General features: G+C 67.2%; 24 protein-coding genes and 1 pseudogene. 8 read left to right on the top strand and 17 right to left on the bottom strand.

Annotated features, from left to right (window positions below; translation table 11 throughout):
• Positions 1-71: 71 nt before the first annotated feature.
• From AC10V3_RS26700 to AC10V3_RS26685, 4 genes are all read right to left on the bottom strand, one after another.
• Complete coding sequence (locus tag AC10V3_RS26700) at positions 72-1,307, bottom strand: YbfB/YjiJ family MFS transporter (RefSeq protein ID WP_022538369.1); 1,236 nt, start codon at positions 1,305-1,307, stop codon at positions 72-74.
• A 155-nt stretch (positions 1,308-1,462) separates the two neighbouring features.
• A complete protein-coding gene (locus AC10V3_RS26695) occupies positions 1,463-2,071 on the bottom strand; it encodes a TetR/AcrR family transcriptional regulator (RefSeq protein ID WP_022538368.1) in 609 nt (202 codons plus the stop codon).
• Positions 2,072-2,148: 77 nt separating this feature from the next.
• Positions 2,149-3,489, bottom strand: a complete 1,341-nt coding sequence (locus tag AC10V3_RS26690) for an MFS transporter (protein WP_490924246.1) — start codon at positions 3,487-3,489, stop codon at positions 2,149-2,151.
• 174 nt (positions 3,490-3,663) lie between these two features.
• On the bottom strand, positions 3,664-4,482 hold the full coding sequence (locus AC10V3_RS26685) for an SDR family NAD(P)-dependent oxidoreductase (RefSeq protein WP_454753014.1): 819 nt from the start codon (positions 4,480-4,482) through the stop codon (positions 3,664-3,666).
• 119 nt (positions 4,483-4,601) lie between these two features.
• Here AC10V3_RS26685 and AC10V3_RS26680 point away from each other — a divergent pair, with 119 nt between their 5' ends.
• The gene (locus tag AC10V3_RS26680; RefSeq protein ID WP_022538365.1) at positions 4,602-5,549 is read left to right on the top strand and encodes a GlxA family transcriptional regulator; all 948 of its coding nucleotides are present in this window, start codon (positions 4,602-4,604) and stop codon (positions 5,547-5,549) included.
• A gap of 35 nt (positions 5,550-5,584) precedes the next feature.
• On the opposite strand, the gene AC10V3_RS26675 is transcribed toward AC10V3_RS26680, so the two are convergent.
• Complete coding sequence (locus AC10V3_RS26675; RefSeq protein WP_490924245.1) at positions 5,585-6,352, bottom strand: SDR family NAD(P)-dependent oxidoreductase; 768 nt, start codon at positions 6,350-6,352, stop codon at positions 5,585-5,587.
• Between the two features lie 152 nt (positions 6,353-6,504).
• Between AC10V3_RS26675 and AC10V3_RS26670 the strand changes: the two genes are divergently transcribed.
• Together AC10V3_RS26670 and AC10V3_RS26665 are read left to right on the top strand one after the other, a co-directional pair.
• Entirely contained in the window at positions 6,505-7,098 is a 594-nt protein-coding gene (locus tag AC10V3_RS26670) for a TetR/AcrR family transcriptional regulator (RefSeq protein WP_022538363.1), read from the top strand.
• A 121-nt stretch (positions 7,099-7,219) separates the two neighbouring features.
• A complete protein-coding gene (locus AC10V3_RS26665) occupies positions 7,220-8,524 on the top strand; it encodes an MFS transporter (protein WP_490924244.1) in 1,305 nt (434 codons plus the stop codon).
• A 28-nt stretch (positions 8,525-8,552) separates the two neighbouring features.
• On the opposite strand, the gene AC10V3_RS26660 is transcribed toward AC10V3_RS26665, so the two are convergent.
• The 3 genes from AC10V3_RS26660 to AC10V3_RS26650 all read right to left on the bottom strand — a co-directional run bounded on the left by AC10V3_RS26660 (position 8,553) and on the right by AC10V3_RS26650 (position 9,704).
• On the bottom strand, positions 8,553-9,191 hold the full coding sequence (locus AC10V3_RS26660; RefSeq protein ID WP_022538361.1) for a CDP-alcohol phosphatidyltransferase family protein: 639 nt from the start codon (positions 9,189-9,191) through the stop codon (positions 8,553-8,555).
• Positions 9,192-9,200: 9 nt separating this feature from the next.
• Positions 9,201-9,491, bottom strand: coding sequence for an antibiotic biosynthesis monooxygenase family protein (locus AC10V3_RS26655; RefSeq protein ID WP_022538360.1), 291 nt, complete (start codon positions 9,489-9,491; stop codon positions 9,201-9,203).
• A 99-nt stretch (positions 9,492-9,590) separates the two neighbouring features.
• A complete protein-coding gene (locus AC10V3_RS26650) occupies positions 9,591-9,704 on the bottom strand; it encodes a helix-turn-helix domain-containing protein (RefSeq protein WP_367576158.1) in 114 nt (37 codons plus the stop codon).
• A 36-nt stretch (positions 9,705-9,740) separates the two neighbouring features.
• Between AC10V3_RS26650 and AC10V3_RS26645 the strand changes: the two genes are divergently transcribed.
• Positions 9,741-9,911 (top strand): hypothetical protein, encoded by a 171-nt coding sequence (locus AC10V3_RS26645; protein ID WP_349605102.1) that lies wholly within the window; start codon positions 9,741-9,743, stop codon positions 9,909-9,911.
• A gap of 63 nt (positions 9,912-9,974) precedes the next feature.
• Here AC10V3_RS26645 and AC10V3_RS26640 read toward each other — a convergent pair.
• Positions 9,975-10,127, bottom strand: a pseudogene (locus tag AC10V3_RS26640) (helix-turn-helix domain-containing protein); the annotation flags it as partial.
• Between the two features lie 22 nt (positions 10,128-10,149).
• On the opposite strand from AC10V3_RS26640, the gene tnpA reads away from it, so the two are divergent.
• Together tnpA and AC10V3_RS26630 are read left to right on the top strand one after the other, a co-directional pair.
• Entirely contained in the window at positions 10,150-10,566 is a 417-nt protein-coding gene (gene tnpA / locus AC10V3_RS26635) for an IS200/IS605 family transposase (RefSeq protein ID WP_490924243.1), read from the top strand.
• 69 nt (positions 10,567-10,635) lie between these two features.
• Complete coding sequence (locus AC10V3_RS26630) at positions 10,636-10,800, top strand: hypothetical protein (protein ID WP_022538357.1); 165 nt, start codon at positions 10,636-10,638, stop codon at positions 10,798-10,800.
• Here AC10V3_RS26630 and AC10V3_RS26625 read toward each other — a convergent pair.
• From AC10V3_RS26625 to AC10V3_RS26590, 8 genes are all read right to left on the bottom strand, one after another.
• On the bottom strand, positions 10,797-11,261 hold the full coding sequence (locus AC10V3_RS26625; protein ID WP_022538356.1) for a DUF2127 domain-containing protein: 465 nt from the start codon (positions 11,259-11,261) through the stop codon (positions 10,797-10,799). The two genes, AC10V3_RS26630 and AC10V3_RS26625, sit on opposite strands and share 4 nt — an antisense overlap.
• A gap of 107 nt (positions 11,262-11,368) precedes the next feature.
• A complete protein-coding gene (locus AC10V3_RS26620; RefSeq protein WP_022538355.1) occupies positions 11,369-11,794 on the bottom strand; it encodes a hypothetical protein in 426 nt (141 codons plus the stop codon).
• A 23-nt stretch (positions 11,795-11,817) separates the two neighbouring features.
• On the bottom strand, positions 11,818-12,297 hold the full coding sequence (locus tag AC10V3_RS26615) for a YbhB/YbcL family Raf kinase inhibitor-like protein (RefSeq protein ID WP_041682035.1): 480 nt from the start codon (positions 12,295-12,297) through the stop codon (positions 11,818-11,820).
• 123 nt (positions 12,298-12,420) lie between these two features.
• Positions 12,421-12,966 carry an SRPBCC family protein gene (locus tag AC10V3_RS26610; protein ID WP_022538353.1) on the bottom strand — a complete coding sequence of 182 codons (546 nt, stop codon included), beginning with the start codon at positions 12,964-12,966 and terminating at the stop codon, positions 12,421-12,423.
• Positions 12,967-13,130: 164 nt separating this feature from the next.
• Positions 13,131-14,666, bottom strand: coding sequence for an efflux transporter outer membrane subunit (locus AC10V3_RS26605; RefSeq protein ID WP_041682033.1), 1,536 nt, complete (start codon positions 14,664-14,666; stop codon positions 13,131-13,133).
• A gap of 11 nt (positions 14,667-14,677) precedes the next feature.
• Positions 14,678-17,863: an efflux RND transporter permease subunit gene (locus AC10V3_RS26600; protein WP_041681750.1), complete on the bottom strand. Its 3,186-nt coding sequence runs from the start codon at positions 17,861-17,863 to the stop codon at positions 14,678-14,680.
• Positions 17,864-18,056: 193 nt separating this feature from the next.
• Positions 18,057-19,301, bottom strand: coding sequence for an efflux RND transporter periplasmic adaptor subunit (locus tag AC10V3_RS26595; protein WP_022538350.1), 1,245 nt, complete (start codon positions 19,299-19,301; stop codon positions 18,057-18,059).
• A 226-nt stretch (positions 19,302-19,527) separates the two neighbouring features.
• The gene (locus AC10V3_RS26590; RefSeq protein ID WP_022538349.1) at positions 19,528-20,442 is read right to left on the bottom strand and encodes an alpha/beta hydrolase; all 915 of its coding nucleotides are present in this window, start codon (positions 20,440-20,442) and stop codon (positions 19,528-19,530) included.
• A gap of 444 nt (positions 20,443-20,886) precedes the next feature.
• On the opposite strand from AC10V3_RS26590, the gene AC10V3_RS26585 reads away from it, so the two are divergent.
• Together AC10V3_RS26585 and AC10V3_RS26580 are read left to right on the top strand one after the other, a co-directional pair.
• Positions 20,887-21,822: a LysR family transcriptional regulator gene (locus AC10V3_RS26585; RefSeq protein ID WP_022538348.1), complete on the top strand. Its 936-nt coding sequence runs from the start codon at positions 20,887-20,889 to the stop codon at positions 21,820-21,822.
• A gap of 132 nt (positions 21,823-21,954) precedes the next feature.
• Positions 21,955-22,551 carry a superoxide dismutase family protein gene (locus AC10V3_RS26580; protein WP_454753547.1) on the top strand — a complete coding sequence of 199 codons (597 nt, stop codon included), beginning with the start codon at positions 21,955-21,957 and terminating at the stop codon, positions 22,549-22,551.
• The last annotated feature ends 67 nt before the right edge of the window (positions 22,552-22,618 follow it).

Raw genomic sequence — 22,618 nt, 5'->3', positions numbered from 1 at the left:
GGGTCGGGCTGGCCCCTCAGGGGCCGGAAAACACGATTCTAGGCCGATGCCGGTTTTACTGCCGGCGCCGCTCAGCGTGTCGCACGGCGCGCGCCGGCGAGGCTCACGGCCAGTGCAAGCGCCAGCGCCACCGCGCCGCAGCCGAAGATCAGCGCGTAGTTCTCATGCGAATGCGCAAACATCCACGCATAGCCATAGCCCGCGAGCGCCTGGAACAGCGCGAAGGCACTGGTGGCATGGCTCCATGCCGCTCGTTGCGCGACCGGATCGTGCGGCAGCGTCTCCTGGATCGCGCCCAGGCCCAGCGGCGCAATGCCGGGCGTGAAGGCACCGAGCACCACCGCAGCCACACCCACCGCCAGCGGTTGGCCGCACAGCGCCAGCAACGTCGTCGCCAATCCCTGCAACAGCAGCGCAACCCGATACGCAGCACCAAAGCCGAGCCGGTCCCCGGCAAAGCCACACACCAATGGCCCCGCAATCGCACCGATGCCATACAGCACCCAGTACGACGCGCCAACACTGCTGCCGCGCCCCAGCCCGCGCGCGACAAGATCCACCAGCAGCATCATGGCCGGCACCAGCCCGAAAGCGTTGATCGCGTACTGCGCATACAACAGGCGCAGCTTGCGGCGCGCCTCCGGTGCCAGCGCCGCGGAAACCGATGCAGCCGCGCCCGCGCTCGCGGATGCCTGCGGCAACGCCCCTGGCCAGCCGAACCAGCTGAATGCCGTCAGCGCCAGCGACAACGCGCCCAGCCCCAGCCATGTTTCGCGCAGGCCAAACTGCAGCAGGCGCGGCACCAGCGTGCCAGATGCAGCAATGCCCAGCCCAAGCCCGAGGAAAATCGTGCCCATCACGAAGCCGCGGCGCGGCGCAGGGATATGCGGCAGGATCGAGGTCGCCACCAGCACCATGATCGCCCCACCGGCAAGGCCCGAGACAAAGCGCCAGGCGAAGAACCACCCTGCCGACAGCGGCCAGGCGCAGGCAAGAAACGCCACCGTGGCCGCCAGCATCAGCATGCGCAACACCGTCCGGTTCGACCAGACCGAGACCAGTGGCCGCCCCAGCAAAGCACCCGCCAGGTAGCCGGCAAAGTTGGCCGCGCCCAGTGCCACCGTCTGCGAGGCCGGGAACCAGTGCGCCTGGATCAACGGCGGGATCAGCGCGGTGTAGGCGAAGCGCGCCAGGCCGATTGCCACCAGGCTGGCACACAGGCCGGACAGCGCGGCGTAGATGTCGCGCAGTTCGAGTGGCGCCGGTGGGTTGGCGGCCGGCTGGCTCACGCTGAGGTTGCTGGACATGGTGCTCTCCGGTGACCCGTTGCCTTGCGACAGGCAAGACGGGGGCATCGGCGCCAGGGCATGACGCCGGAAAAAGGATGCAGCCCGCCCGCACGCGGCGCGGGCCGCGCGCATGGCTGCTGCGAATCGGGAAACTCAGGAAAGGCTGAGGGGAATCAGCCGGTGCCAGCGCTCAGCGGCGGCAACCCCAGCAAAGCCAGCGTCGGTCGCACCGCGCCCGCGAGCAGTTCGCGCTGTGGGGCAGCACGTGCCAGCACGCGCACGCCGAGCAGTACGGCCAGCAATTGCGCGGAAACGTCTTCCGCCGACAGGCGGGAATCGACTTCACCAGCCTGTTGCGCGGCGGCAAACTGGCGGCGGAAGTAGTCGCGGATTTCCGTGAAGGCATCCGCCACCTTCTGCTGCAGGTCAGGGTCGTCCGGCGTGACTTCGAGTGCCGTGTTCACCAGCAGGCAGCCGCGGTGCAGCGGGTCGGCCAGCGAACGTTCGATACTCTCGGCAAAGTAGGCAGTGATCGCGGCGGCGGGCGGCAGCGAGGCTTGCAGCCGCGCGATGCGCTCACGCACCGTGCCGTCGAGATAACCATCCAGTGCCAGCAGGAACAGCGAGCGTTTGTCGCCGAAGGCGTTGTACAGGCTGGGCTGCGTCATGCCCATTGCGCTGGTCAGGTCGCGGGTGGAAGTGGCTTCGTAGCCGCGTGCCCAGAAGGCGTCCAGGGCGGCGGTCAGGGCGGCCTGTTCGTTGAATTTGCGGGGGCGGGCCATGGCTGGGTTTTGTATCGATCGGTATGGAATGAGATTATAGATCGATCGATACAAAACGCAAGGACCGTCATTCGGACCTAGTCCCTCGGATCCGCCATCGCCAACCGCAACCAGCTAGCCACCGCTCCCACCCCGGCAAACCCCGCCCCCAGCGCCAGCGCCATCCCCGGCCCATGCGCCCCGCCAATGCCAAAACACAGCGCCACCAACGCCGCCCCCGTCGCCTGCCCCAACAACCGCGCCGTAGCAATCACCCCACTGGCACCACCACTGCGCTCCCGCGGCGCGCTGGACATCAGCGCCTTGAGATTGGGCGACTGGAAGAAACCAAAGCCGGCCCCGCAAATGCACATGCGCATGCCGATATCCAGCGCACTGGGATTGGCCGGCAGCAAGGCCAGCGACACCATCCCGGCACTCATCACCGCCAGCCCGACACCCCCGAGCAATCCAGGCGGATAGCGATCCGACAGCCTCCCGGCGATAGGCGCGATCAGCGCCACCACCACCGACCATGGCGTCAGCAGGAAGCCGGTCTCAACCTGCCCGCGCCCGAGCACATGCTGGAAATAAAACGGCAGCGACACAAAGGCCAGCCCCTGCGCGGCAAACGAGCACACCGCGGTCAGCGTGGACAGCGCAAACATCGGCCGCTTGAACAGGTCCACCGGCAGCATCGGCGCAGGGTGCCCACGCTCACGCCACAACAGCAGCCCGAACGCGACCACAAAAATGCCCGCCGCCGCCAGCGACTCGTGCAGCGGCGCTCGCTGCGCACCCTCGCCCAACGCAAAGATCAGCGCCGCAAAGGCAATCACGTTAAGCACCGCGGTCACGCGATCGAAGCCATGCGTGCTTCGCGGTGTCTGCGGCAGCGAGCCGCGCGCCATCGCCAGCGCCAGCAGGCCGATCGGCAGGTTGACGGCGAACAGCCACGGCCACGTGCCGAACGACAGGATCACCGACGCCACGGTCGGGCCCACCGCGAACGAGACGCCTACCACCAGCGCATTCAACCCAAGCCCGCGCCCGAGCCGGTGCATCGGGAAGATCGCGCTGATCAATGCCGTGTTGACGCTCATGATCGCCGCGGCGCCGATGCCCTGCAGCACCCGCGCCGCCGCCAGCGTCGGCAACGACCACGCCAGCGCGCATATGACCGAGGCGGCGATAAACAGCATCACCCCGCCGAGGTAGATGCGCCGATGACCGACGACGCCTCCCAGTGCCGCGAACGGCAGCAGCGTCGACACCATCGCCAGCTGGTAAGCATTGATCACCCACACGGACGCCGCCGGCGTGGCCTGCAGGTCGGCCGCGATCGATGGCAACGCCGTATTGGCGATGGCGGTATCGAGGGTGGCGAGCGCGACGGCGATGAGCATGGCGGCCATGCCGCGGCGCTCGCGCGAGGTCATGGCGGTGTCCGCGCCGGCGACGGACGCGGACTGGAGGGGCGCTGTATTGGGCACTGTCTTTACCGGTTGCCGCCACGGCCGGTTGCAGACTTCAGGGACCGTGGCGATTCACAGTCCAAGACAATACGGGAAATTGCTTCAACGTGCTGAAGGCGTCTTCATATGTATGCACATTCAGGCCGCCCGTGCGCCCGCCCCCACCCCGTAGCGATCGGCCGGCTTGCTGCGCGACAGCTTGGGCGCCAGCGCAAGACGTGCCGATTCGAAGGCCTGCCAGTCCGCCAGGTCAGGCAGCGATGGAATCGTGGCCAGTTCCCCCTGGTCGAGGCCGGCGAGTGCGGCGTCGACGAGGTCGTCGGCGTCCATCACGATTTCCTGCGGCAGGTTGTCGACCGCATGCCCTGCCACGTCCCAGAACTCGGTGCGCGTCGCACCCGGCAAGACCGCCTGGATCCGCACGCCCTTGTCGGCCAGTTCATGGTGCAGCGACTGGCTGAATGCCAGCACAAAGGCCTTGGTGCCGCCATAGACGCCATTGAGCACTTCCGGGGCCACCGCCACGATCGATGCGATGTTGATGATGGTGCCGTTACCGCGCTCGACGAATTTCGGCGCGATCGCGTAGGTCAGGCGCGTCAGTGCGGTGACGTTCAGGCCGATCATCGCTTCCATCTTGTCCGGCTCGGAGGCGAGCAGAGGCCCTGCCCCGCCCACGCCCGCGTTGTTGACCAGCATGGTGATGCTCGCGTCGGTGCGCAGGATGTCTTCCACGCGGCGCACGTCGGACGACTTGCCGAGATCGGCCTGGACCACTTCGACGGCACGCCCGGTGGCGTCGCTCAGGTCATTGGCGAGCGTGTCGAGCCGTTCGCGGTTGCGCGCGACCAGGATCAGGTCGTAGCCGCGGCGCGCCAGGCGCTGGGCGTAGATGGCGCCGATGCCAGAGGAAGCGCCGGTGATCAGGGCCGTGCCCTTGTGTGTCGTGTCATGCATGAAAGTTCTCCAATGTGCTGCGGCATCCTTGCCGCCTGCGTTGGAGCCAGAATAGGTGGATAATGGATTGACTCAAATGTCATATATGCCACCATTCAGGACATCCACTGGAGAACAGCATGCTTTGCGTCGGAATCGTCCTTTATCCCGGCTTCCAGGTGATGAACCTGGCGGTGACGACCGTGTTCGAGTTCGCCAATATCACGGCGGGCAGCAAGACCTATGAGGTGGTGCTGTTGTCCGAGCACGGCGGGCCCGTGACCAGTTCGGCGGGGTTCTCCGTGGCCACCGAGCCATTCGGGCGGCGCCGTTTCGACACGGTGCTGGTCGTGGGCGACAACGAGATGATCGAAACGCCGGACGCCGTGATCGCGTTCCTGCGGCGCGCGGCGCGCACATCCAGGCGCATGGCTTCGACCTGTACAGGCGCGTTCAACCTCGCGCAAGCGGGACTGCTCGATGGCAGGCGCGCCACTACGCACTGGTTTTTCGCCGCGCGCTTCCGGCAGGAGTACCCGAACGTCAAGCTGGAAGAGGACCGCATCTTTATCGTCGACGGGCCGGTGTGGACGTCGGCCGGGATGACGGCGTGCATCGACCTGGCGCTTGCACTGGTCGAGAAAGACCTCGGCCCCGACTGCGCACGCCAGGTGGCGCGCAAACTGGTGGTGTATCACCGCCGCGCAGGCGGCCAATCGCAGTTCTCGGCCCTGCTGGAAATGCAGCCGCGCTCCGACCGCATCCAGACCGCGCTGGACTATGCCAAGCGGCACCTGCAGACCGAGTTGTCGGTCGAGCAACTGGCAGGCGCGGCCAATCTCAGCGCGCGGCAGTTCAGCCGCGCTTTCCGTGCGGAGACCGGGCAGTCGCCGGCCAAGGCAGTCGAGCACCTGCGGCTGGAAGCGGCGCGGCTGATGCTGGAATCGGGCCGGCACCCGGTCGATGTGATCGCCCGCGAAACCGGCTTTGGCGACCGGGAGCGCATGCGGCGCGCGTTCCTGCGCGCCTATGGGCAGCCGCCGCAGATGATCCGGCGCGCGTCGCGCGCCGGCGAAGTGGCGGCCTGAGCCAGTCAGACAGCCCCGGTCGCCGGGGCTCGCTGTTACTGCACCGACAACCCGCCGTCCACGCCAATGCTCTGCCCGTTGATAAAACGGCCGGCAGGCGACGACAGCAGCACCGCCAGCCCCGCCACATCCCTGGCTTCGCCGATCCGGCGCATCGGAATGCTGGCAGCCAGCCGCGCCTCGCGCTCAGGGTCGCCCCACAGCGCTTCGCGCGAGAACTCGGTACGCACCGGTCCCGGGTTGATCGCGTTCACATTGATGCCCGACGGCCCCAGCTCCAGCGCCAAGCTGCGCACGGCCTGGTCGGTGGCGGCCTTGGTGATGCTGTACATGCCGAGGTAAGCCGACCCGCGCCTGGCCGCGATGCTGGACATGAACGTGATCGAGCCATCGCCGCGCGCAACCATCTGCGGCGCCAGCGCGTTCACCAGCACGAGGTTGCCGCGCACGTTGCCCGCCATCGCGGCATCGAACACCTCCGGCCCCTGGCTCAGCAACGATCCGGGCGCGCCGCTGGCGGCGGCATTCAGCACCAGCGCATCGACACGCCCGTAGGCGGCAAGCGCCTGCTCCGCGAACGCGCGCACGCTGTCCACGTCGGCGATATCGCAGGCGATGCCGGTGGCGCGAATGCCCTCCGCTTCCAGCTGGCCGGCCACGGCTCTCGCGGCGTCGCCGTCGCGCCCGGACACCACCACGGCGGCGCCGGCCGCGCCGAGGGCGCGGGCCATTTCCAGGCCCATGCCGCGGGTGGAGCCGGTGATAACGGCGACACGGCCGCCAAGGTCAAAAAGATTCTGCATGACTGATCACTCCTGAATGGGAAGCCAAAACCGCCTGCCGGCATTGGCATGACGAACACAACACTTTGAATAGATGACGCCTGACATCTATTGAATAAAGTATGGCCATCATCTAAACTGGCGTCAAGGCAGGAATTCGAGGAGGACCTCACATGGCACGCGCATCACGCGAGCAAGTCGAAAGGAACCGCGAAGCGATCGAACAGGCATCGTCGCGGCTGTTCCGCGAACGCGGTCTGAACGGCGTCAGCGTGGCCGAACTGATGGCAGGCGCGGGACTTACGCATGGCGGCTTCTATGGCCATTTCTCGTCCAAGGATGAGCTGGCGGCACAGGCATGCCGGCGTGCCTTCGAAGAATCGAACACGCGCTGGGCACGCCGCATCGACAGCGCCGGCGACGACCGCAAGGCCATGCTCGCCAGCCTGATTGAGCCCTATTTGAGTGCCGCACATCGCACCCACCCCGGCGTCGGTTGCGCCGCCGCGGCACTGGCCGTGGATGTCGCGCGCGAACCGGGCGACAAGCCCGTGCGCCAGGCCTACCTGGAAGGCTTCAAGGAGATGGCGGGGAGCATGGCAAAGACCGTGGAATCGGATGACCCGCAAGTGCGCCACGAAGAAGCGCTGGTGCGCATGGCGGTGCTGATCGGCGCCCTCACGCTGGCTCGCGCCACGGATGGCGATCCCGTCTCCGATGAAATGCTGAAGGTGGTACGAACGCGCCTGTTGGGCAGTACCGCCTAGCGCCACAGCAGCGTTTTTTCCCAAGCAGACTTAACCACCCGCTGCCATCAACAGCAGCGGGAGGGGCCCGTTTTGACTTTTTCTAACGCCCCAACCCGCAACCACCGATCCCGAGACTCCAATGTTTGCGCAAGCCCTCTCCAGCCGGCTCGACCGGCGCGGCATCCACTACGCGTGGCTGGTCGCCGCCCTCACCTTCCTGGTGATGCTCACCACCTCGGCCGCGCTCGGCCTGCCCGGTGCCTTCCTCACGCCGCTGACCAGGGAGATGGGCTGGAACACGGACCAGATCTCGTCGATCCTGGCCTTCCGCTTCGCGCTCTTCGGGCTGATGGCACCGTTCTCGGCCATCCTGATGGAGCGTTTCGGCGTACGCAACGTGGTCTGCGCCGCGCTCGCGCTGATCGCCGGCGGCATGGCGCTGGCGACGGTATCGACCGAACTGTGGCAGCTCTTCATCGCCTGGGGCCTGATGCTTGGCGTCGGCTCCGGGATGACCGCGCTGGTGCTGGCCGCCGTGGTGGCCAACCGCTGGTTCAGCGCGCGGCGCGGGCTGGTGATCGGCATCCTGACGGCCAGTGCGGCCACGGGGCAGCTGGCGTTCCTGCCGGTGGCGGCCTGGCTGATCGAGCATATGGGCTGGCGCGTGGCCGTGATCCCGGTGCTGGTTGCCTGCGCGGCGCTGGCGCTGCTGGTGCTCGGCCTGATGCGCAACCGGCCGGCCGACGTCGGCCTGGCTGCGTTTGGCGAAGTCCCGGCCGCTGCACCCGTGCCGTCCACCCCCGCGCCCGTCACGCCCTTCACCCTGCGCGGGCCCTTCACAGTGCTGCGCGACGCCGCCCGCACCCAGACTTTCTGGATCCTGGCCGGCACCTTCTTTATCTGCGGCCTGAGCACAAACGGGCTGATCCAGACCCACTTCATCGCGCTGTGCGGCGACTTCGGCATGGGCCCGGTGCCCGCCGCCTCCGCGCTGGCGATGATGGGCGCGTTCGACTTCATCGGCACCATCCTGTCGGGCTGGCTGTCCGACCGCTACGACAGCCGAAAGCTGCTGTTCTGGTACTACGGGCTGCGCGGCCTGTCGCTGTTCTGGCTGCCGCATTCGACCTTCACGCTGTATGGCCTGTCGGTGTTTGCGATGTTCTACGGGCTGGACTGGATCGCCACCGTGCCGCCCACGGTCAAGCTTGCGGCAACGGCCTTCGGACGCGAACGCGCGCCGATGGTGTTCGGCTGGATCTTCGCGGCCCACCAGATCGGCGCGGCCGTGGCGGCGTTTGGTGCGGGCATGAGCCGCACGCTGCTGCTGACCTACACGCCGGCGCTGTATGCCGCGGGTGCGGCCTGCATGGTGGCGGCGCTGCTGGCGCTTATGGTCAGCCGCTCCAGGGCGGCTGCCGCGACGGAGCCGGCCCGCGCGTGATAGTGGTGCACGGGCGCTAGCGCTTAACTCAGAACTTCGGGATGCGCAGCGTCTTGCTGACCATCAGCGTGCCCGACAGCGCGAACAGCAGCACCAGCGGATGCAGCACCGCAGGCCCCAGCTGCCAGGCGCCGCCCGGCAGGTCGCCGCCGAGGCGCCCCACCCACGCGCACCAGGCCAGCACGGCGGTCAGCAGCACGCTGGTCGGGATCGGCGTGCCTTCGAAGTACGCCACCTTGCCGCTGTCGCTGCCCGCGGCCAGCGACTCGGCGGTGACGTTGAAGCGCGCCAGCCGGCTTACGCCGCAGCAGACAAAGTAGATCAGCACGGCCAGGTCCCAGCCGCCGCGCATGCCGGCGGCAAAGGCCAGCGTGGCGGGCCCGACGCCGAAGGAGATCACGTCGGCAAGCGAGTCCAGCTCACGCCCCAGCGCGGAATGCGCATGGCGCCAGCGCGCGATGCGGCCGTCCAGCACGTCGAAGATAAAGGCCAGCGGCGCCAGCGCCGCGGCCGTGAAGAAATGCGCCAGCCGCTGGTCGGCGACATAGAACATGGCGAAGAACACCGACCCCATGCCGCACGCCGCGTTGCCCAGCGTAAAGACATCGGCGAGCTGCAGCTCGCGCAGCATCGAAAAATGGCGGGGGCGCTCCGGCCGCGTGTTCATGGCGCGCGCTTACTGGACCTTGGCGACGTGGTGCACGTTGGGCGGCGCGGCGAAGGTTTCGCCCACCAGGGCGCGCCACTGCTGGAACTCGGGCGATTCGCGGAAGTGGACCATATGGTCGTCCACCGTCTCCCACTCGACCACCAGCGTGTATTGTTCCGGCTGTTCGATCGAGCGGAACAGCTGCACGCCGTGGCAGCCGCGCGAGCGCAGGAACAGCGGCGTGGCCTGGCTCACGCCCTGCTCGAATTGCTTGTCCATGCCGGGCTTGATGGTGAGTTGTGCGATTTCCTTGATCATGGCTGGATACGTGGATATGACGGTTGGGGGTGGATGCCGGCACGCCGGCGGGTTGCTACTACCTTAGCACGACCGCGATGCCACATCTTAAGCATTCCGTTACATGCGGGGGTTAGCATCGCTCGCTCTGCCACTACCTGCCGAAGCCGCCATGCCCAGGATGGCCTGCTGCGCTGGCGTGGGATAACAGCGGAATCGATATCCGGTTTGCATCAGGACACTTTACCAGCGGAACTGCCGAGCGCAAGTATGGAACTGGGCAATCAGTCGAACGCGCATGCCGTCGAAAACCTCAAGCTGCATATCGTCTTCGTGACCAAATATCGCCGCAAGTCGCTGACGCCGGAGTTGCCTTGCCGATGCCGCCGCCATACCGCATGTCGTCGCCGTACAGGAATGGCATTTGACATCCTTATATGAACACCGCCCGGATGCCGGGGTAAATTGAAGGGCTTTCGCTTGTAGGTATGGGTTGCTGTCTTATCCGCTGAACTTGCCGCCCGCCTCGTAGTTTTCCTTCTGCAATGCCAACGCCTTGTTGTAGACGAACCGGCACGATCCACTGAAGCGGCGCATGTCGCACTGCTGTTCACCGGATGGCATCAGTTCGAACTTGAAGGCTTGGAGGCGCTGCATCGGTCCATTGTACAGTTGGCCTATGAGCACGAACAGAGACATCCGACACGGTCGCCATTGCGTTTTTCTATTGCATGTGCATTTGGTCTTCGTGACCAAATATCGGCGCGACGTGTTCACAAAGGAAATCTTGGACGACATGCGCGACATCTTCGCCAGCGTGTGTCAAAACTTCGAATCCGAGCTGGTCGAGTTCGATGGCGAGGACGACCATGTACACCTGCTGGTGAACTATCCTCCCAAAGTCTCCGTATCGTCGCTGGTGAACAGCCTCAAGGGCGTGTCCAGTCGCATGATCCGGAAAAAACGGTATCCCAGTATCCGCAAGAAGCTGTGGGGCGGTGCGCTATGGTCACCGTCCTATTTCGCCGGAAGCTGCGGCGGCGCACCCATAGAGATAGTGCGCCAGTACATCGAGCAACAGAAAACGCCACACTAACGTCCACGAAGAACGCCTGCAGCGTCCGCGCTATCCTTCCTCGCCCTGAAGGGCCCTGAAGGGCGAGGTTTGACGCGCTTTCCGATCAACGCCGACGAGCCCGTGACCTTCTCCTATGCGCCCCCGGCGGGTGCACCCACGGTGCCGGCCTACTACGCGCCGGATGCCTGGCGCTCGTCCGACCACGACCCGTTGCTGGTCGACCTGGCGCTGGGCGCGTCGCCTGACCGCTAGCCCGCCGCCCCACGACGCGCCAGCAGCCCGCGCGCCAGGTACAGCACCACCAGCAGGTTGGCCGCCGCCACACCGCCATGCAGCCAGCTCGGATGGACAAAGGCCTCGTACAGCTCCAGCGGGATATAGATGCCGCCCGACCACACCCCCAGCCAGTTTCCCCACGCCAGCCCGCGCCACAGCCCGTAGGCTTCGGCAAAGCGCATCAGCGCATAGACCGCCGCCGAGCCGCCGATGGCCCACAGGCGCGCGTTATCGGGATGCTCCAGCAGCGACAGGAAGATGGTGGGATAGCGGCTGGCGGGGTTGACGTGCAGGCGCTGGATGATGGCCTCGGCCAGCGCCTGGGCGTCGCGGTGAATCAGCGCGGCCAGGCCCAGGCCGGCCACGATCACCAGCAAGCCCTTGGCGGCTTCGATCAATGCAATGCCCTTCAGGCCCAGTGCGCCCTGTTTTGCCATGCGGTTCCCCAATCCGGTTTGCAGGAATTGCAAAGCCGGTATTGTGCTACAGGGGAACGCCGCGCTGGCCGCATTATGGGCCGCGCAGCGACGCGCAGGCTTCAGCGTCAGTAGTCGCGCTCGCGCATCGGCCCGTCCGCATCGATGCCGCCGCTGGCGGCGATGGGGCCGTCGACGGTGAGCGGGCCAGCGACGGTCAGGTCGCCATTGACGACCATGTCGCCATGGACCGTCAGCGGCCCCTTGAAGACCTTGAGGTAGCCGCCACGATACGGCAACGCCCGCGCACTGACCGGCCCGGTGAAGTAGGCCGCGGTCAGCGGGCCGCTGGCAAAGACGCGGCCTGCAACGGTCAGCGTGCCATGCACCCGCACCGGGCCTTGCACCTGCGCCGAGCCACCGATGGTGATCGGGCCGGATTCATGTGGCTGGGCGCGCAGCGGGCTGGCGCACAGCATCAGGGCCAGGGCCCCTGCCGTTGCCCACTGCCAGGACACCCCCGTGGCATCGAGGTGAAGCGTTCGGGACGACATGGTGATACCTCCGGCAACGCGGACTAGCGCTGCAGCTTCTGGTAAGTCCCGATCAGCTCGGCGCTGGCCAGCACATGGCGCTGCATCGCGCGCTCCACCGCAGCCTTGTCGGGCGTGCCGAGATCGGGCAGTTCCGCATCCAGCGCATACAGCTTGAAGAAATAGCGGTGCCGCCCGATCGGCGGGCATGGCCCGCCGTAACCGGTGCGGTGCCAGTCGTTCAACCCTTCGCGCGTGCCGGCGGGCAAGCCGGCCTTGGCAATGTCGGCAGGCAGCGCTTCCGCATGGGGCGGCAGGTTGTAGAGCACCCAGTGGACCCAGGTCATCTTGGGCGCGGCGGGGTCCGGCGCATCGGGATCGTCGACGATCAGCGCCAGGCTGGCGGTGCCGGGCGGCAGGCCGGACCAGGCAAGCGGCGGGGAGATGTCGGCGCCTTCACAGGTGTGCTGCGCGGGAATCTCGCCGCCCGCGGCAAATGCGCTGGATTGCAATAGGAACGACATGATGGCCTCGGCGGACACCCTTGGGGGTGGTGGTTCCAACTTAGGCCGGATCGGTGCCCCGTGCAAGGCGCAGCGCCCCAGGGGCAGCCGGCGCCCCGCGGCGATGCAGGGCGCACCATGGCATTATGGCGACCGCGGCGCCTCCAGCCTGGCCTTGAGCCGGTTGACGGCCTCGGTCGATTCGGCCTGGATGCGCGCGCGCAGCAGCACGCGGTTGAGCAGCGCAAAGAGCAGCGTAGGCGACCGGTAGGTGAATTCGCGTTCGAAACGCGTGCTTTCCGCCGAGGGCGTCAGCGACGGCGTCATGGCGGGCGTGAGCGTGTAGGTCACGGTGCCGGCCTTGCGGCCCTCGACCTCGCCATCGATCGACCAGGTGCGCGGCGGCTGGCTTTTGGTGACGGTCCAGACCACCACGCCGCTGCGCCCGGCGACCACGAAGGTCTCGGTGACGCGTTCGCCGGGCGCCAGTGAATGGTCGGTCGCGCCGGACACGCCCAGCGACGACGGATGCCACTTCGGCCAGTTCTGTGGGGTGGAGACGTAGGCAAATACCTCGGCCGGGGGCCGGGCAATCACCACTTCATTGTGGATGCGGGTGCGGTCAGCCCAGGGCAGCGGCACGAACAGCGCCGCCACGATGACCACCGCGACAATCAGTACCCAGAGCAAGAGCCGTTTCTTGTGTCGATGCATGTGAGCGGGAAGGGGCGCACCCCAGGGCGCAACCCAGGGCGCAAACGCGCGCCCCGGGCGCATGGCGCAATGCATCCAGTGTAGTGATTCGGATGCATCGCGCCAGCCCCGCCGCCGCTAGGGCGTGCCGGCGTGCGGCGTCACCGGCTCGGTGCCGCGGCGCCACTCGCCGGCTGGCTGGCCGCGACCGTCTCCGGCAACGGGCCCCAGCCGCCGCCCAGCCGGCGCACCAGCGAGACCGTTGCGGCAGCGCGCAAACCGGCCACCTGGTTGGCCTCGCGCTGCGATTGCAGCACGGTGCGGTCGGCATCGATCACGGTCAGGTAGTCGACCGCGCCGGCGTCATAGCGGCTGCGCGAGATGCGCGCGGCGCGCCGTGCGCCGCCCAGTGCGCTGTCCAGCGCGCCCGCCTGCTGGCTCAGCCAGCGCACATCAGCCAGGCTGTCTTCCACTTCGCGGAAGGCCACCAGCACGGTCTGCCGGTACGCCGCCACGCTTTCCTCATGCGCGGCCCGCGTGCCGGCCAGGTTGGCGCGGTTGCGGCCGCCATCGAACACGGTCTGTGCGATGGTGGAGCCGATCAGCGGCCCCAGCATCCACGTGCGCGACGACCACTTGAACAGGTTCGACAGGTCCGCCGACTCGAAGCCGAACAGCCCGGTCAGCGTGATGCGCGGGAAGAACGCCGCCTTGGCCACGCCGATGCGGGCATTGGCGGCGGCCATCTGGCGCTCTGCCGCTGCGATGTCGGGCCGGCGCTCCAGCAGTTCGGACGGCAGCCCCGCCGGCACCGCGATAGGCGCGGCGTCGAACGGCCGCGCCGGCAGCGAGAACGCCGCGGGCGGCACGCCGGTCAGCACAGCCAGCGCATGCTCCTGGTTGGCGCGGCGGCGCTCGATGCCGGCCAGGTCCGCGCGCGCGGTGCCCAGTTCGGCCTCGGCACGCGCCGGGTCCAGGTCAGTGGTTTCGCCGGCGTCGTAGCGCTTCTTCAGCAGCGACAATGCGTCCTCGCGCAGCTTGATCGTCGCATTGAGCAAGTCGCGCTCACTGTCGAGCGTGCGCAGCGCGAAATACGCCTGCGCCACGTCGGCCTGCAGCGCGAGCTGCACCGAGCGGTACAGGTCCTCGGCGGCCTCCCCTTCGGCACGCGCGGCGTTGACGCTGGAGGCGACGCGGCCGAACAGGTCGAGCTCATAGCTGGCAAAGGCGCGCGCCTTGAGCACCGTCTGCGGCGACACCCGTGTGCCATCGGGCAGGCCTTGCGACGCAGCCGACGGCTGCGAGCGGGTCGGGTCCAGCCCCACGCTCAGCTGCGGGTAGAGGTCCGCCTCGGTGGCGCCCGTGAAGGCTCGCGCCTGCTTCAGCCGGGCCGCGGCGATCGCCAGGTCCTGGTTGGAGGAATCGGCGGCGACGATCAGGCGGTCCAGCTCGGGGTCACCGAAGATCTTCCACCACTCGCCGCGATGCTGGCCTTCGGCCGGCGTCGCGGTCTTCCATTGCGCGCCTTCGGTCTGCGCGGCCTCGGCTTCCTTGAAGGCCGGCACGGTGGCCGTTTCCGGCACCTTGTAGGTCGGGGCCAGCGAGCAGCCGGCCAACACTAGCGCCGCGGCCAGCGTGGCCAGTCTGGGCAGCCATTGATATGTCGAAAATGCGGTCGAAAATGCAGGGGCATTCATGTTGATCACCATTATTCAGCCGATGCGGTCAGGCGCGTGCCTTGCTCTTGCGTTGCGGCGCGGCGCTGGCCGCGCGTGGCAAACAACCGCAGCGCCACATAGAACACCGGCGTCAGGAACAGCCCGAAGAACGTCACGCCGAGCATGCCCGCGAACACCGCCACGCCCATCGCATGGCGCATCTCCGAACCGGCGCCGCTCGATACCACCAGCGGCACCACGCCCATGATGAACGCGAACGAAGTCATCAGGATCGGGCGCAGGCGCAGGCGGCTGGCTTCGATCGCGGCCTGCACCACGGTGCGGCCGTGATGCTCAAGCTCGCGTGCGAACTCCACGATCAGGATCGCGTTCTTCGCTGACAATCCGACCAGCACGATGAAACCGATCTGCGTGAAGATGTTGTTGTCCCCACGCGTCAACCACACCCCGGTCATCGCGGCCAGCAGGCTCAACGGCACGATCAGGATCACCGCCAGCGGCAGCGTCAGGCTTTCATACTGGGCGGCCAGCACCAGGAACACCAGCAGCACGCACAGCGGGAAGATCCACACGCCTGCATTGCCGGCCAGGATGTCCTGGTAGGTCAGCTCGGTCCATTCGAACTTGATGCCCTTGGGCAGGGTCTCGGCGGCAATGCGCTCCGCAGCGGCCTGGGCCTGGCCCGACGAGAAGCCGGGCGCGGGGCCGCCGTTCATGTCGGCGGCGGTAAAGCCGTTGTAGCGCACCACGCTGTCCGGGCCGAAGCCCTGCTTCACCTGCACCAGCGACGACAGCGGCACCATGTCGCCGGCGGCGTTGCGCGTCTTCAGCTGCAGGATGTCCTCGGCATGGGCGCGGAACGGCGCGTCTGCCTGCACCTTGACCTGGTAGGTCCGGCCGAACTTGTTGAAGTCGTTGACGTAGGCCGAGCCAAGATAGGTCTGCAGCGTGTCGAACACATCGGTCACGGGCACACCCAGCTGCTTGGCCTTGACACGGTCCAGCTTGACATCGAGCTGCGGCACGTTGACCTGGTAGTTGCTGAAGATGCCGGCCAGCTCGGGCGTGGCGCGCGCCTTGTTGGCGAACGCGTTGGTGGCCTCGAACAGCGCGTCATAGCCCAGCGCGGCACGGTCCTCGATCATCAGCTTGAAGCCGCCGATGGTGCCCAGGCCCTGCACGGGCGGCGGCGGAAACACCGCGATAAACGCGTCCTGGATCGCCGCATACTTCTGGTTCAGGTCCGCCGCGATGGCCGCACCCGACAGCTCCGCGCTCTTGCGCTCGTCAAACGGCTTGAGCGTGGCGAACACGATGCCGGCGCTCGGGCTGTTGGTGAAGCCGTTGATCGACAGGCCCGGGAAGGCCACCGCCGATTCCACGCCCGGATGCTTGAGCGCGATGTCGCTCATCTTGCGGATCACGTCCTCGGTACGGTCCAGCGTGGCGCCGTCGGGCAGCTTGGCAAAGCTCACCAGGTACTGCTTGTCCTGCGCCGGCACGAAGCCCTTGGGCACCAGCTGGAACACGCCCCAGGTCAGCGCCAGCATCACCGCATACACGCCGAACACCGAGCCCTTGCGGCGGATCACGCCCTTCACGCCACGGCCATAGCTTTCCGCGCTGCGGCCGAAGAAGTTGTTGAAGCGCTTGAAGAAGCCGCCGAACACGCGATCCATGCCGCGCGACAACCAGTCCTTGGGCGCGTCGTGGCTCTTCAGCAGCAGGGCCGACAGCGCTGGCGACAGCGTCAGCGAGTTGAACGCCGAGATAATGGTCGAGATCGAGATCGTCAGCGCGAACTGCTTGTAGAACTGGCCGGTCAGGCCGCTCATGAAGGCCAGCGGCACGAACACGGCGATCAGCGTCAGCGCGATGGCGATAATGGGGCCGCTGACTTCGCGCATGGCCTTGTAGGTAGCCTCCTTCGGCGTCAGCCCCTCCTCGATATTGCGCTCGACGTTCTCCACCACCACGATCGCGTCATCGACCACGATCCCGATCGCCAGCACCAGCCCGAACAGCGACAGCGCGTTGATCGAGAAGCCGAACGCATGCATCAGGCCAAAGGTACCGACGATCGACACCGGCACCGCCAGCAGCGGGATGATCGACGCACGCCAGGTCTGCAGGAACAGGATCACCACCAGCACCACCAGCGCGATGGCCTCGAACAGCGTATGCGTCACCGCCTCGATCGAGTGGCGCACGAACTGCGTCGGGTCATAGACAATGCTGTAGTCGATGCCGTCCGGGAAGTTCTGCTTCAGTTCTTCCATGGTCTTGCGCACGTCATCCGAGATCTGGATGGCGTTGGAGCCCGGTGCCTGGAAGATCGGGATGGCCACGGCCGGCTTGTTGTCCAGCAGCGAGCGCAGCGCGTATTCGGACGCGCCCAGCTCGATGCGGGCGATGTCCTTCAGGTAGGTCACGCCGCCGTCGGCCGAGGTGCGCACGACGATATCGGCGAACTCCTCCACCGTGCTCAGGCGCCCCTGCGCATTGACCGACAGCTGCAGGTCGGCACCCGGCAGCGACGGCGACTGCCCGATCACGCCGGCCGCCACCTGCACGTTCTGCTCGCGGATGGCCTTGACCACGTCGCTGGTGGCGAGCTGGCGCTCGGCCATCTTCTCCGGGTTGAGCCACACGCGCATGGCGTAGTCGCCCGAGCCGAACAGCTGCACCTGGCCCACGCCCTGGATCCGCGCGAGGCGGTCCTTGACGTTGATCACCGCGTAGTTGCGCAGGTACGTCATGTCATAGCGGTCGTTGGGCGAGACCAGGTGGACCACCATGGTCAGGTCCGGCGAGCTCTTGACCGTGGTGATGCCCAGCCGGCGCACGTCTTCCGGCAGGCGCGGCTCGGCCTGCGACACGCGGTTCTGCACCAGCTGCTGGGCCTTGTCCGGGTCGGTGCCCAACTTGAAGGTCACGGTCAGCGTGAGCAGGCCGTCGCTGTTGGACTGCGACGACATGTAGAGCATGTCCTCGACGCCGTTGATCTGCTCTTCCAGCGGCGACGCCACCGTCTCGGCAATCACCTTCGGGTTGGCGCCCGGATACTGCGCGCGCACCACCACCGAGGGCGGTACCACTTCCGGGTACTCCGAGATCGGCAACTTGAACATCGATATGGCGCCAATCAGGAAGATCAGCACCGACAGCACCCCCGCGAAGATGGGGCGGTCGATAAAGAATTTTGAGAGATTCATCTTGGTCTCTGCTAAAGCGCTCCCCTGGCGGCCCGCCGTGGCGGGCACCATCAACAGCTTGGGAACGATAAGAACTACGGACGCTCGGTCTGCGCGTTCAGGCGATTGCCAGGGGCGACGGCATTAAATGTTCATCAGGCCGGTCCCCTCTCCCGCAAGCGGGAGAGGGAAGCAAACCATCGGCTCGCATGACTCAACTCACCGGCTTTGCCTCAGCCTCGCCCTTCTCGCTCGCTGCCTGCTTGCGGTCCGGCACAACGCCGCGCGGTTCCAGTTCGCTGCGGTAAGCCATCGCCACCGTCTTCGGCTGCACCGTATCGCCCGGCCGCACGCGCTGCAGGCCGTTGACGACGATGGTCTCGCCCGCCTTCACGCCCTTGCGGATCACGCGCAGGCCTTCGTAGTTGGGTCCGAGCTCGACTTCGCGGTAGACCAGCTTGTTGGTCTTGTCCAGCACCAGCACGAACTTCTTGCCCTGGTCGGTGCCAACCGCGCGGTCATTGACCAGCACCGCCGGGTGCGGCGCGCCGCCGCCCATCTTGACCTTGGCGTACAGGCCCGGCAGCAGGCGCCCGTCGTCGTTCTCGAACACCGCGCGCACGCGGATGGTGCCGCTGCGCGGGTCGAGCCGGTTGTCAACCGACTGGATCTTGCCCTGGTGCGGATGGCCGTCTTCGTTGGCCAGGCCCAGGTAGACCGGCAGGTTGGCCTGGCCGCCGCCCGCGCCAGGCGCGGTGTAGCGCAGGTAGCTCTGCTCGTCGATCTCGAAGCTGGCATAGACCGGCGACACCGACACCACCGTGGTCAGCGCCGGCGAAGCCGCGCCCGGTGCCACCAGGTTGCCGACGGTGATCTCCGCACGCGACACGCGCCCGGCCACCGGCGCGGTGATGCGGGTGTAGGCGAGGTTCAGGCGCGCGGTTTCCAGCTGTGCCTGCGCGCCGCGGACGTTGGCGCCAGTTTCGCGGGCGGCGTTGATGCGCTCGTCGAACTCGCGGCGCGAGATCGCGTTGTCATCCAGCAGCCGCTGGGCGCGCGTCTGTTCGCTCTGCGCATGGGCAGCGCGCACCTGCGCGGCGGCCAGCGCGGCTTCGGCGCGGGCCACTTCCGCGGCATAAGGACGCGGGTCGATGGTGAAGAGCGGATCGCCCTTCTTTACCAGCGCGCCTTCGCGGAAGTGCACGGCGTCGATGGTGCCGCCGACGCGCGGGCGTATCTCCACTCTCTCAACCGCCTCCAGGCGGCCGGAGAATTCGTCCCACTCGGTGATGGTCTGGCCGACCACTGCGGCCACTTCAATGGCCGGCGCGGGCGGCGGGGTGTTGGCATGGGCTTCGCCGCCATGCCACGCACCGCGCAGGGCCGCGGCGGCCACGCCGGCGCCCAGCACCACGACGATGGCGAGAGCGATCAGGGTACGTTTCTTCTGCTGCTGCATTTCTCAAACTCCTGGTTCGGGTTTTCTTCAACCGGAAAAGCAAATGGCCGAACGCCGCCTGCCGGTCCGCGGGGGCGGATCGGAACCATGGCCAATCTGATGGTCGGACTTAGGGCCGCTGCCGCGCTACAACGCTGCGGGCGGTCCTGGCTCTGGCCGAAGCAGAGCCGGCTGGCGGTAGTCTGGAGCGGCTCAGCCGGGGGGCTCGGCTCCAGGCCGGCTGGGTTCAGGCAGGCCGGCGTTCAGTCAGGGATGAGGTATCGTCGGCCGCGGCCAGACATCGCCGCAGGAACCGCGCACCTTCGTCGACCCATGCCTGACAACTGTCATGGGCCTCTTCCACGCCGTCGCCGCAGGCGCCGGGCATGATCATGGCTTGGGCCGGCACGCCGGCCTTGCCCAGGCGCCCGGCGAAGGCTTCGCCTTCGGCACGCAGCGCGTCATATTCCGCTACCTGGACCAGCGTGGGCGGTAGCCCCGCCAGCCGTGACGCCAGCGCCGGCGCGGCATACGGATGCACCGTGTCCGCCGGCGTGGGCAGGTAGTCGCGATAGTTGCAGGCCAGGCGCCGCAGCGTTTCCATCGGCACCTGCCCGCCGTCGAAACCAGCGCCCGAGGCGTGCTGCAGGCACGGGTCCGTTACCGGGCGGATCAGCCACTGCCCGCGCGGCTGCGCGGTGCCGCGGTCGCGCAGTATCTGCGCCAGCGCGATCGCCAGGTTGCCGCCTGCCTCTTCGCCCACCAGCGCAAAGCGGGTCTTGTCCACCTTCAGGCGGCGGGCGTTGCGCAACACCCATTGCACCGTGCTGTGCGCGTCCTCCGGCGCCGCCGGGAACGGATGGTCCGGCGCCAGCGAGTAAGCTGGCGTCACCACCACCGCCGGTACCGCGGTGGCAAGGTCCTGCACCAGCTTGCGCGCCCGCTCCAGGCCGCCATCGACAAAGCCGCCGGCATGCAGGTACACCAGCCAGGGCAGCAAGGCCGCCGCGTCGGCGCCCGGCGCGGGATAGCCCGCCGGGTAGCACACGCACACCGAGATCTCGCGCCCGTCGCTGGTCACCGTATGCTCGGCCACGCGTGGCTGCGCCTGGCCGGCTGCGTTGGCGGCGGCATGGGGGCGATGGCCTGGCTTCTGTGGCATGGCGTCCGGCGCACGGGGGAAACGATGCGCTTGAGTGTTGCGATGCAACGGATTATGGTGATTGACGAGGATGGGATAAAGCAAGAGATCGCCAATGCACTGTTCCGCGATTGGAATAATCGGCAACAGTGCTGTCATGACCGCCCCGATCGCCTGCGACAGCCCAAATCCCCACGCATGACAAGGTCTTGGGAATTGTGATTCACTCCGGCTCTCGGCACGCGCGGCGGTCCACCAGGGCCGGTGCGCGCCCGGTCGGAGGCGGGAATGACCCGCTGTGGCACCGGACGCCCTGACAAACCCATGCCGGAGCAACGCGCCCAGCCAGCGCGCGCGTCCAGTGCCAGCCAGCCGGCAGACTCCCCATAACAACAATCAGCAACGGCCGCGCGCGCCACGAGCGCGGGCGGCATCGCCGTTCGGATCTATCGTCGGAACCTCATCATGGACCGTCTCGTATCAATGCAGGCATTCACCCGGGTCGTGGACGTCGGCAGCTTTGCCCGTGCCGCCGAATCGCTGGACCTGCCCAAGGCCACGCTGACCCGCCTGATCCAGAACCTGGAAACCCATCTGGGGGTCAAGCTGCTGCACCGGACCACGCGCCGCATCAGCGTGACCAACGACGGCGCGGCCTACTACGAACGGTGCGTGCGCATCCTGGCCGATGTCGAGGAAGCCGAGCAGTCGCTGACGCGGCATAACAACTCGCCGCGCGGCACGCTCTCGGTCGACACCACCGCGCCGCTGGCGAATCTGGTGATCGTGCCCGCCTTGCAAGACTTTTTCCAGGCCTACCCCGACCTGAAGCTGAACCTGACCATCAACGGCAAGCCCATCGACCTGCTGCAGGAGGGCGTCGACGTGGTCTTGCGCGTGGGGGTACCGCTGGATGAATCGATGGTGGCTCGCCGCATCGGCCACGTGCAGCTGGCCTTCTACGCCTCGCCTATCTACCTGAACCGCTTCGGCACGCCGCGCGACCTCGCCGAGCTGGCGCAGCACAAGGCGGTGAACTACCTGTCCAACCGCAACGGGCGCGAAATGCCGTGGCCGATGGCGCGCGGCATGGAGCGCAGCGAGGTGCTGCTGCCGTCGACGATCTCGACCAACGATCCCGAGGTCTACGTGGGCTGCACGCTGGAAGGCCACGGCATCGCCCGCATCTCGCGCGCGATGGCCGAGCCGTACGTGAACAGCGGCCGGCTGGTGGAGATCCTGGCCGACTGGCAGACCGATGACCTGCCGATCTCGGCGATGTACCCGCAGAACCGGCACCTGTCGGCCAAGGTGCGGGTGTTCGTGAACTGGGCGGCCGACCTGTTCTCGCGCCATCCGCATTTTGGTGCGGCACAGCAGCGGCTGGCGGTGGCGGCCTGACCAGCGCAGCCCTGGTCGTATTCGGTAAGGCAAGGTGACAGGTAACGCCAGGTAGGACAAAACCGGAAAGCCGCCATGGCGCCGGCCGACCTATACTGTTTCATCCGAAATCACGACCAGAAGAGGATTCCGATGAAACAATTGCTTACCCCCCTGGCTGCCTGCATCGCCGCGACCGTGGCACTGGCCGGCTGCGCCGGTTCCGGCAAGAGCTCCTCGGCCTCATCCGGCGCGGCTGCCGCAGCCCCGGCGGCAGCCAGTGCGTCCACGACATCCGGTCCGAGCCGGGCGAGTGCGACGCTGCAGCCCAAGAGCGGCAGCAATACCGCCGGCACCGTGTCCTTCCAGCAGCAGCCCGGCGGCGTACTGATGACCGCCGCGATCACGGGCCTGCCGCCCAACACGGCCCATGGCTTTCACGTCCATGAAAAAGGCGACTGCTCCGCGCCTGACGCGATGAGCGCAGGCGGGCATTTCAACCCGACCGGCAAGCAGCATGGCCAGATGACCATGCCCGACCATCACGCCGGCGACATGAACAACGTGACCGCCGACGCCAGTGGCAACGTGCGCGTCAGCATGCTGCTGCCGTCGCTGACGGTGGGCACCGGCGCCAACAGCGTGATCGGCCGCGCGGTGGTGGTGCACAAGGATCCGGACGATTACAAGACGCAACCGACGGGTAATGCTGGCGGGCGCATTGCTTGTGGGGTGGTGGCGGCTTCCTGACCGCGCTCCGAACGGCTGGCGAAGTTTGGCGCGAAGTTTGGCAAACTCGCCGGTGTTCCCCCTCTCC

Source organism: Cupriavidus sp. PB-02 (genome assembly GCF_058252315.1).
Note: the sequence above shows the minus strand (reverse complement) of the source record. Positions and strands in the feature narration are given on the sequence as shown.

What these genes read in the sequence shown, in the direction of transcription:
- AC10V3_RS26695 (WP_022538368.1), bottom strand. Translation starts at nt 2,071, where the DNA reads ATGGCCCGCCCCCGCAAATTCAACGAACAGGCCGCCCTGACCGCCGCC.
- AC10V3_RS26675 (WP_490924245.1), bottom strand. Translation starts at nt 6,352, where the DNA reads ATGCAGAATCTTTTTGACCTTGGCGGCCGTGTCGCCGTTATCACCGGC.
- AC10V3_RS26665 (WP_490924244.1), top strand. Translation starts at nt 7,220, where the DNA reads ATGTTTGCGCAAGCCCTCTCCAGCCGGCTCGACCGGCGCGGCATCCAC.
- AC10V3_RS26605 (WP_041682033.1), bottom strand. Translation starts at nt 14,666, where the DNA reads ATGAATGCCCCTGCATTTTCGACCGCATTTTCGACATATCAATGGCTG.
- AC10V3_RS26700 (WP_022538369.1), bottom strand. Translation starts at nt 1,307, where the DNA reads ATGTCCAGCAACCTCAGCGTGAGCCAGCCGGCCGCCAACCCACCGGCG.
- AC10V3_RS26620 (WP_022538355.1), bottom strand. Translation starts at nt 11,794, where the DNA reads ATGTCGTCCCGAACGCTTCACCTCGATGCCACGGGGGTGTCCTGGCAG.
- AC10V3_RS26655 (WP_022538360.1), bottom strand. Translation starts at nt 9,491, where the DNA reads ATGATCAAGGAAATCGCACAACTCACCATCAAGCCCGGCATGGACAAG.
- tnpA (WP_490924243.1), top strand. Translation starts at nt 10,150, where the DNA reads ATGAGCACGAACAGAGACATCCGACACGGTCGCCATTGCGTTTTTCTA.
- AC10V3_RS26645 (WP_349605102.1), top strand. Translation starts at nt 9,741, where the DNA reads ATGGAACTGGGCAATCAGTCGAACGCGCATGCCGTCGAAAACCTCAAG.
- AC10V3_RS26590 (WP_022538349.1), bottom strand. Translation starts at nt 20,442, where the DNA reads ATGCCACAGAAGCCAGGCCATCGCCCCCATGCCGCCGCCAACGCAGCC.
- AC10V3_RS26650 (WP_367576158.1), bottom strand. Translation starts at nt 9,704, where the DNA reads ATGCAAACCGGATATCGATTCCGCTGTTATCCCACGCCAGCGCAGCAG.
- AC10V3_RS26680 (WP_022538365.1), top strand. Translation starts at nt 4,602, where the DNA reads ATGCTTTGCGTCGGAATCGTCCTTTATCCCGGCTTCCAGGTGATGAAC.
- AC10V3_RS26580 (WP_454753547.1), top strand. Translation starts at nt 21,955, where the DNA reads ATGAAACAATTGCTTACCCCCCTGGCTGCCTGCATCGCCGCGACCGTG.
- AC10V3_RS26685 (WP_454753014.1), bottom strand. Translation starts at nt 4,482, where the DNA reads ATGCATGACACGACACACAAGGGCACGGCCCTGATCACCGGCGCTTCC.
- AC10V3_RS26625 (WP_022538356.1), bottom strand. Translation starts at nt 11,261, where the DNA reads ATGGCAAAACAGGGCGCACTGGGCCTGAAGGGCATTGCATTGATCGAA.
- AC10V3_RS26615 (WP_041682035.1), bottom strand. Translation starts at nt 12,297, where the DNA reads ATGTCGTTCCTATTGCAATCCAGCGCATTTGCCGCGGGCGGCGAGATT.
- AC10V3_RS26660 (WP_022538361.1), bottom strand. Translation starts at nt 9,191, where the DNA reads ATGAACACGCGGCCGGAGCGCCCCCGCCATTTTTCGATGCTGCGCGAG.
- AC10V3_RS26595 (WP_022538350.1), bottom strand. Translation starts at nt 19,301, where the DNA reads ATGCAGCAGCAGAAGAAACGTACCCTGATCGCTCTCGCCATCGTCGTG.
- AC10V3_RS26600 (WP_041681750.1), bottom strand. Translation starts at nt 17,863, where the DNA reads ATGAATCTCTCAAAATTCTTTATCGACCGCCCCATCTTCGCGGGGGTG.
- AC10V3_RS26670 (WP_022538363.1), top strand. Translation starts at nt 6,505, where the DNA reads ATGGCACGCGCATCACGCGAGCAAGTCGAAAGGAACCGCGAAGCGATC.
- AC10V3_RS26690 (WP_490924246.1), bottom strand. Translation starts at nt 3,489, where the DNA reads ATGACCTCGCGCGAGCGCCGCGGCATGGCCGCCATGCTCATCGCCGTC.
- AC10V3_RS26585 (WP_022538348.1), top strand. Translation starts at nt 20,887, where the DNA reads ATGGACCGTCTCGTATCAATGCAGGCATTCACCCGGGTCGTGGACGTC.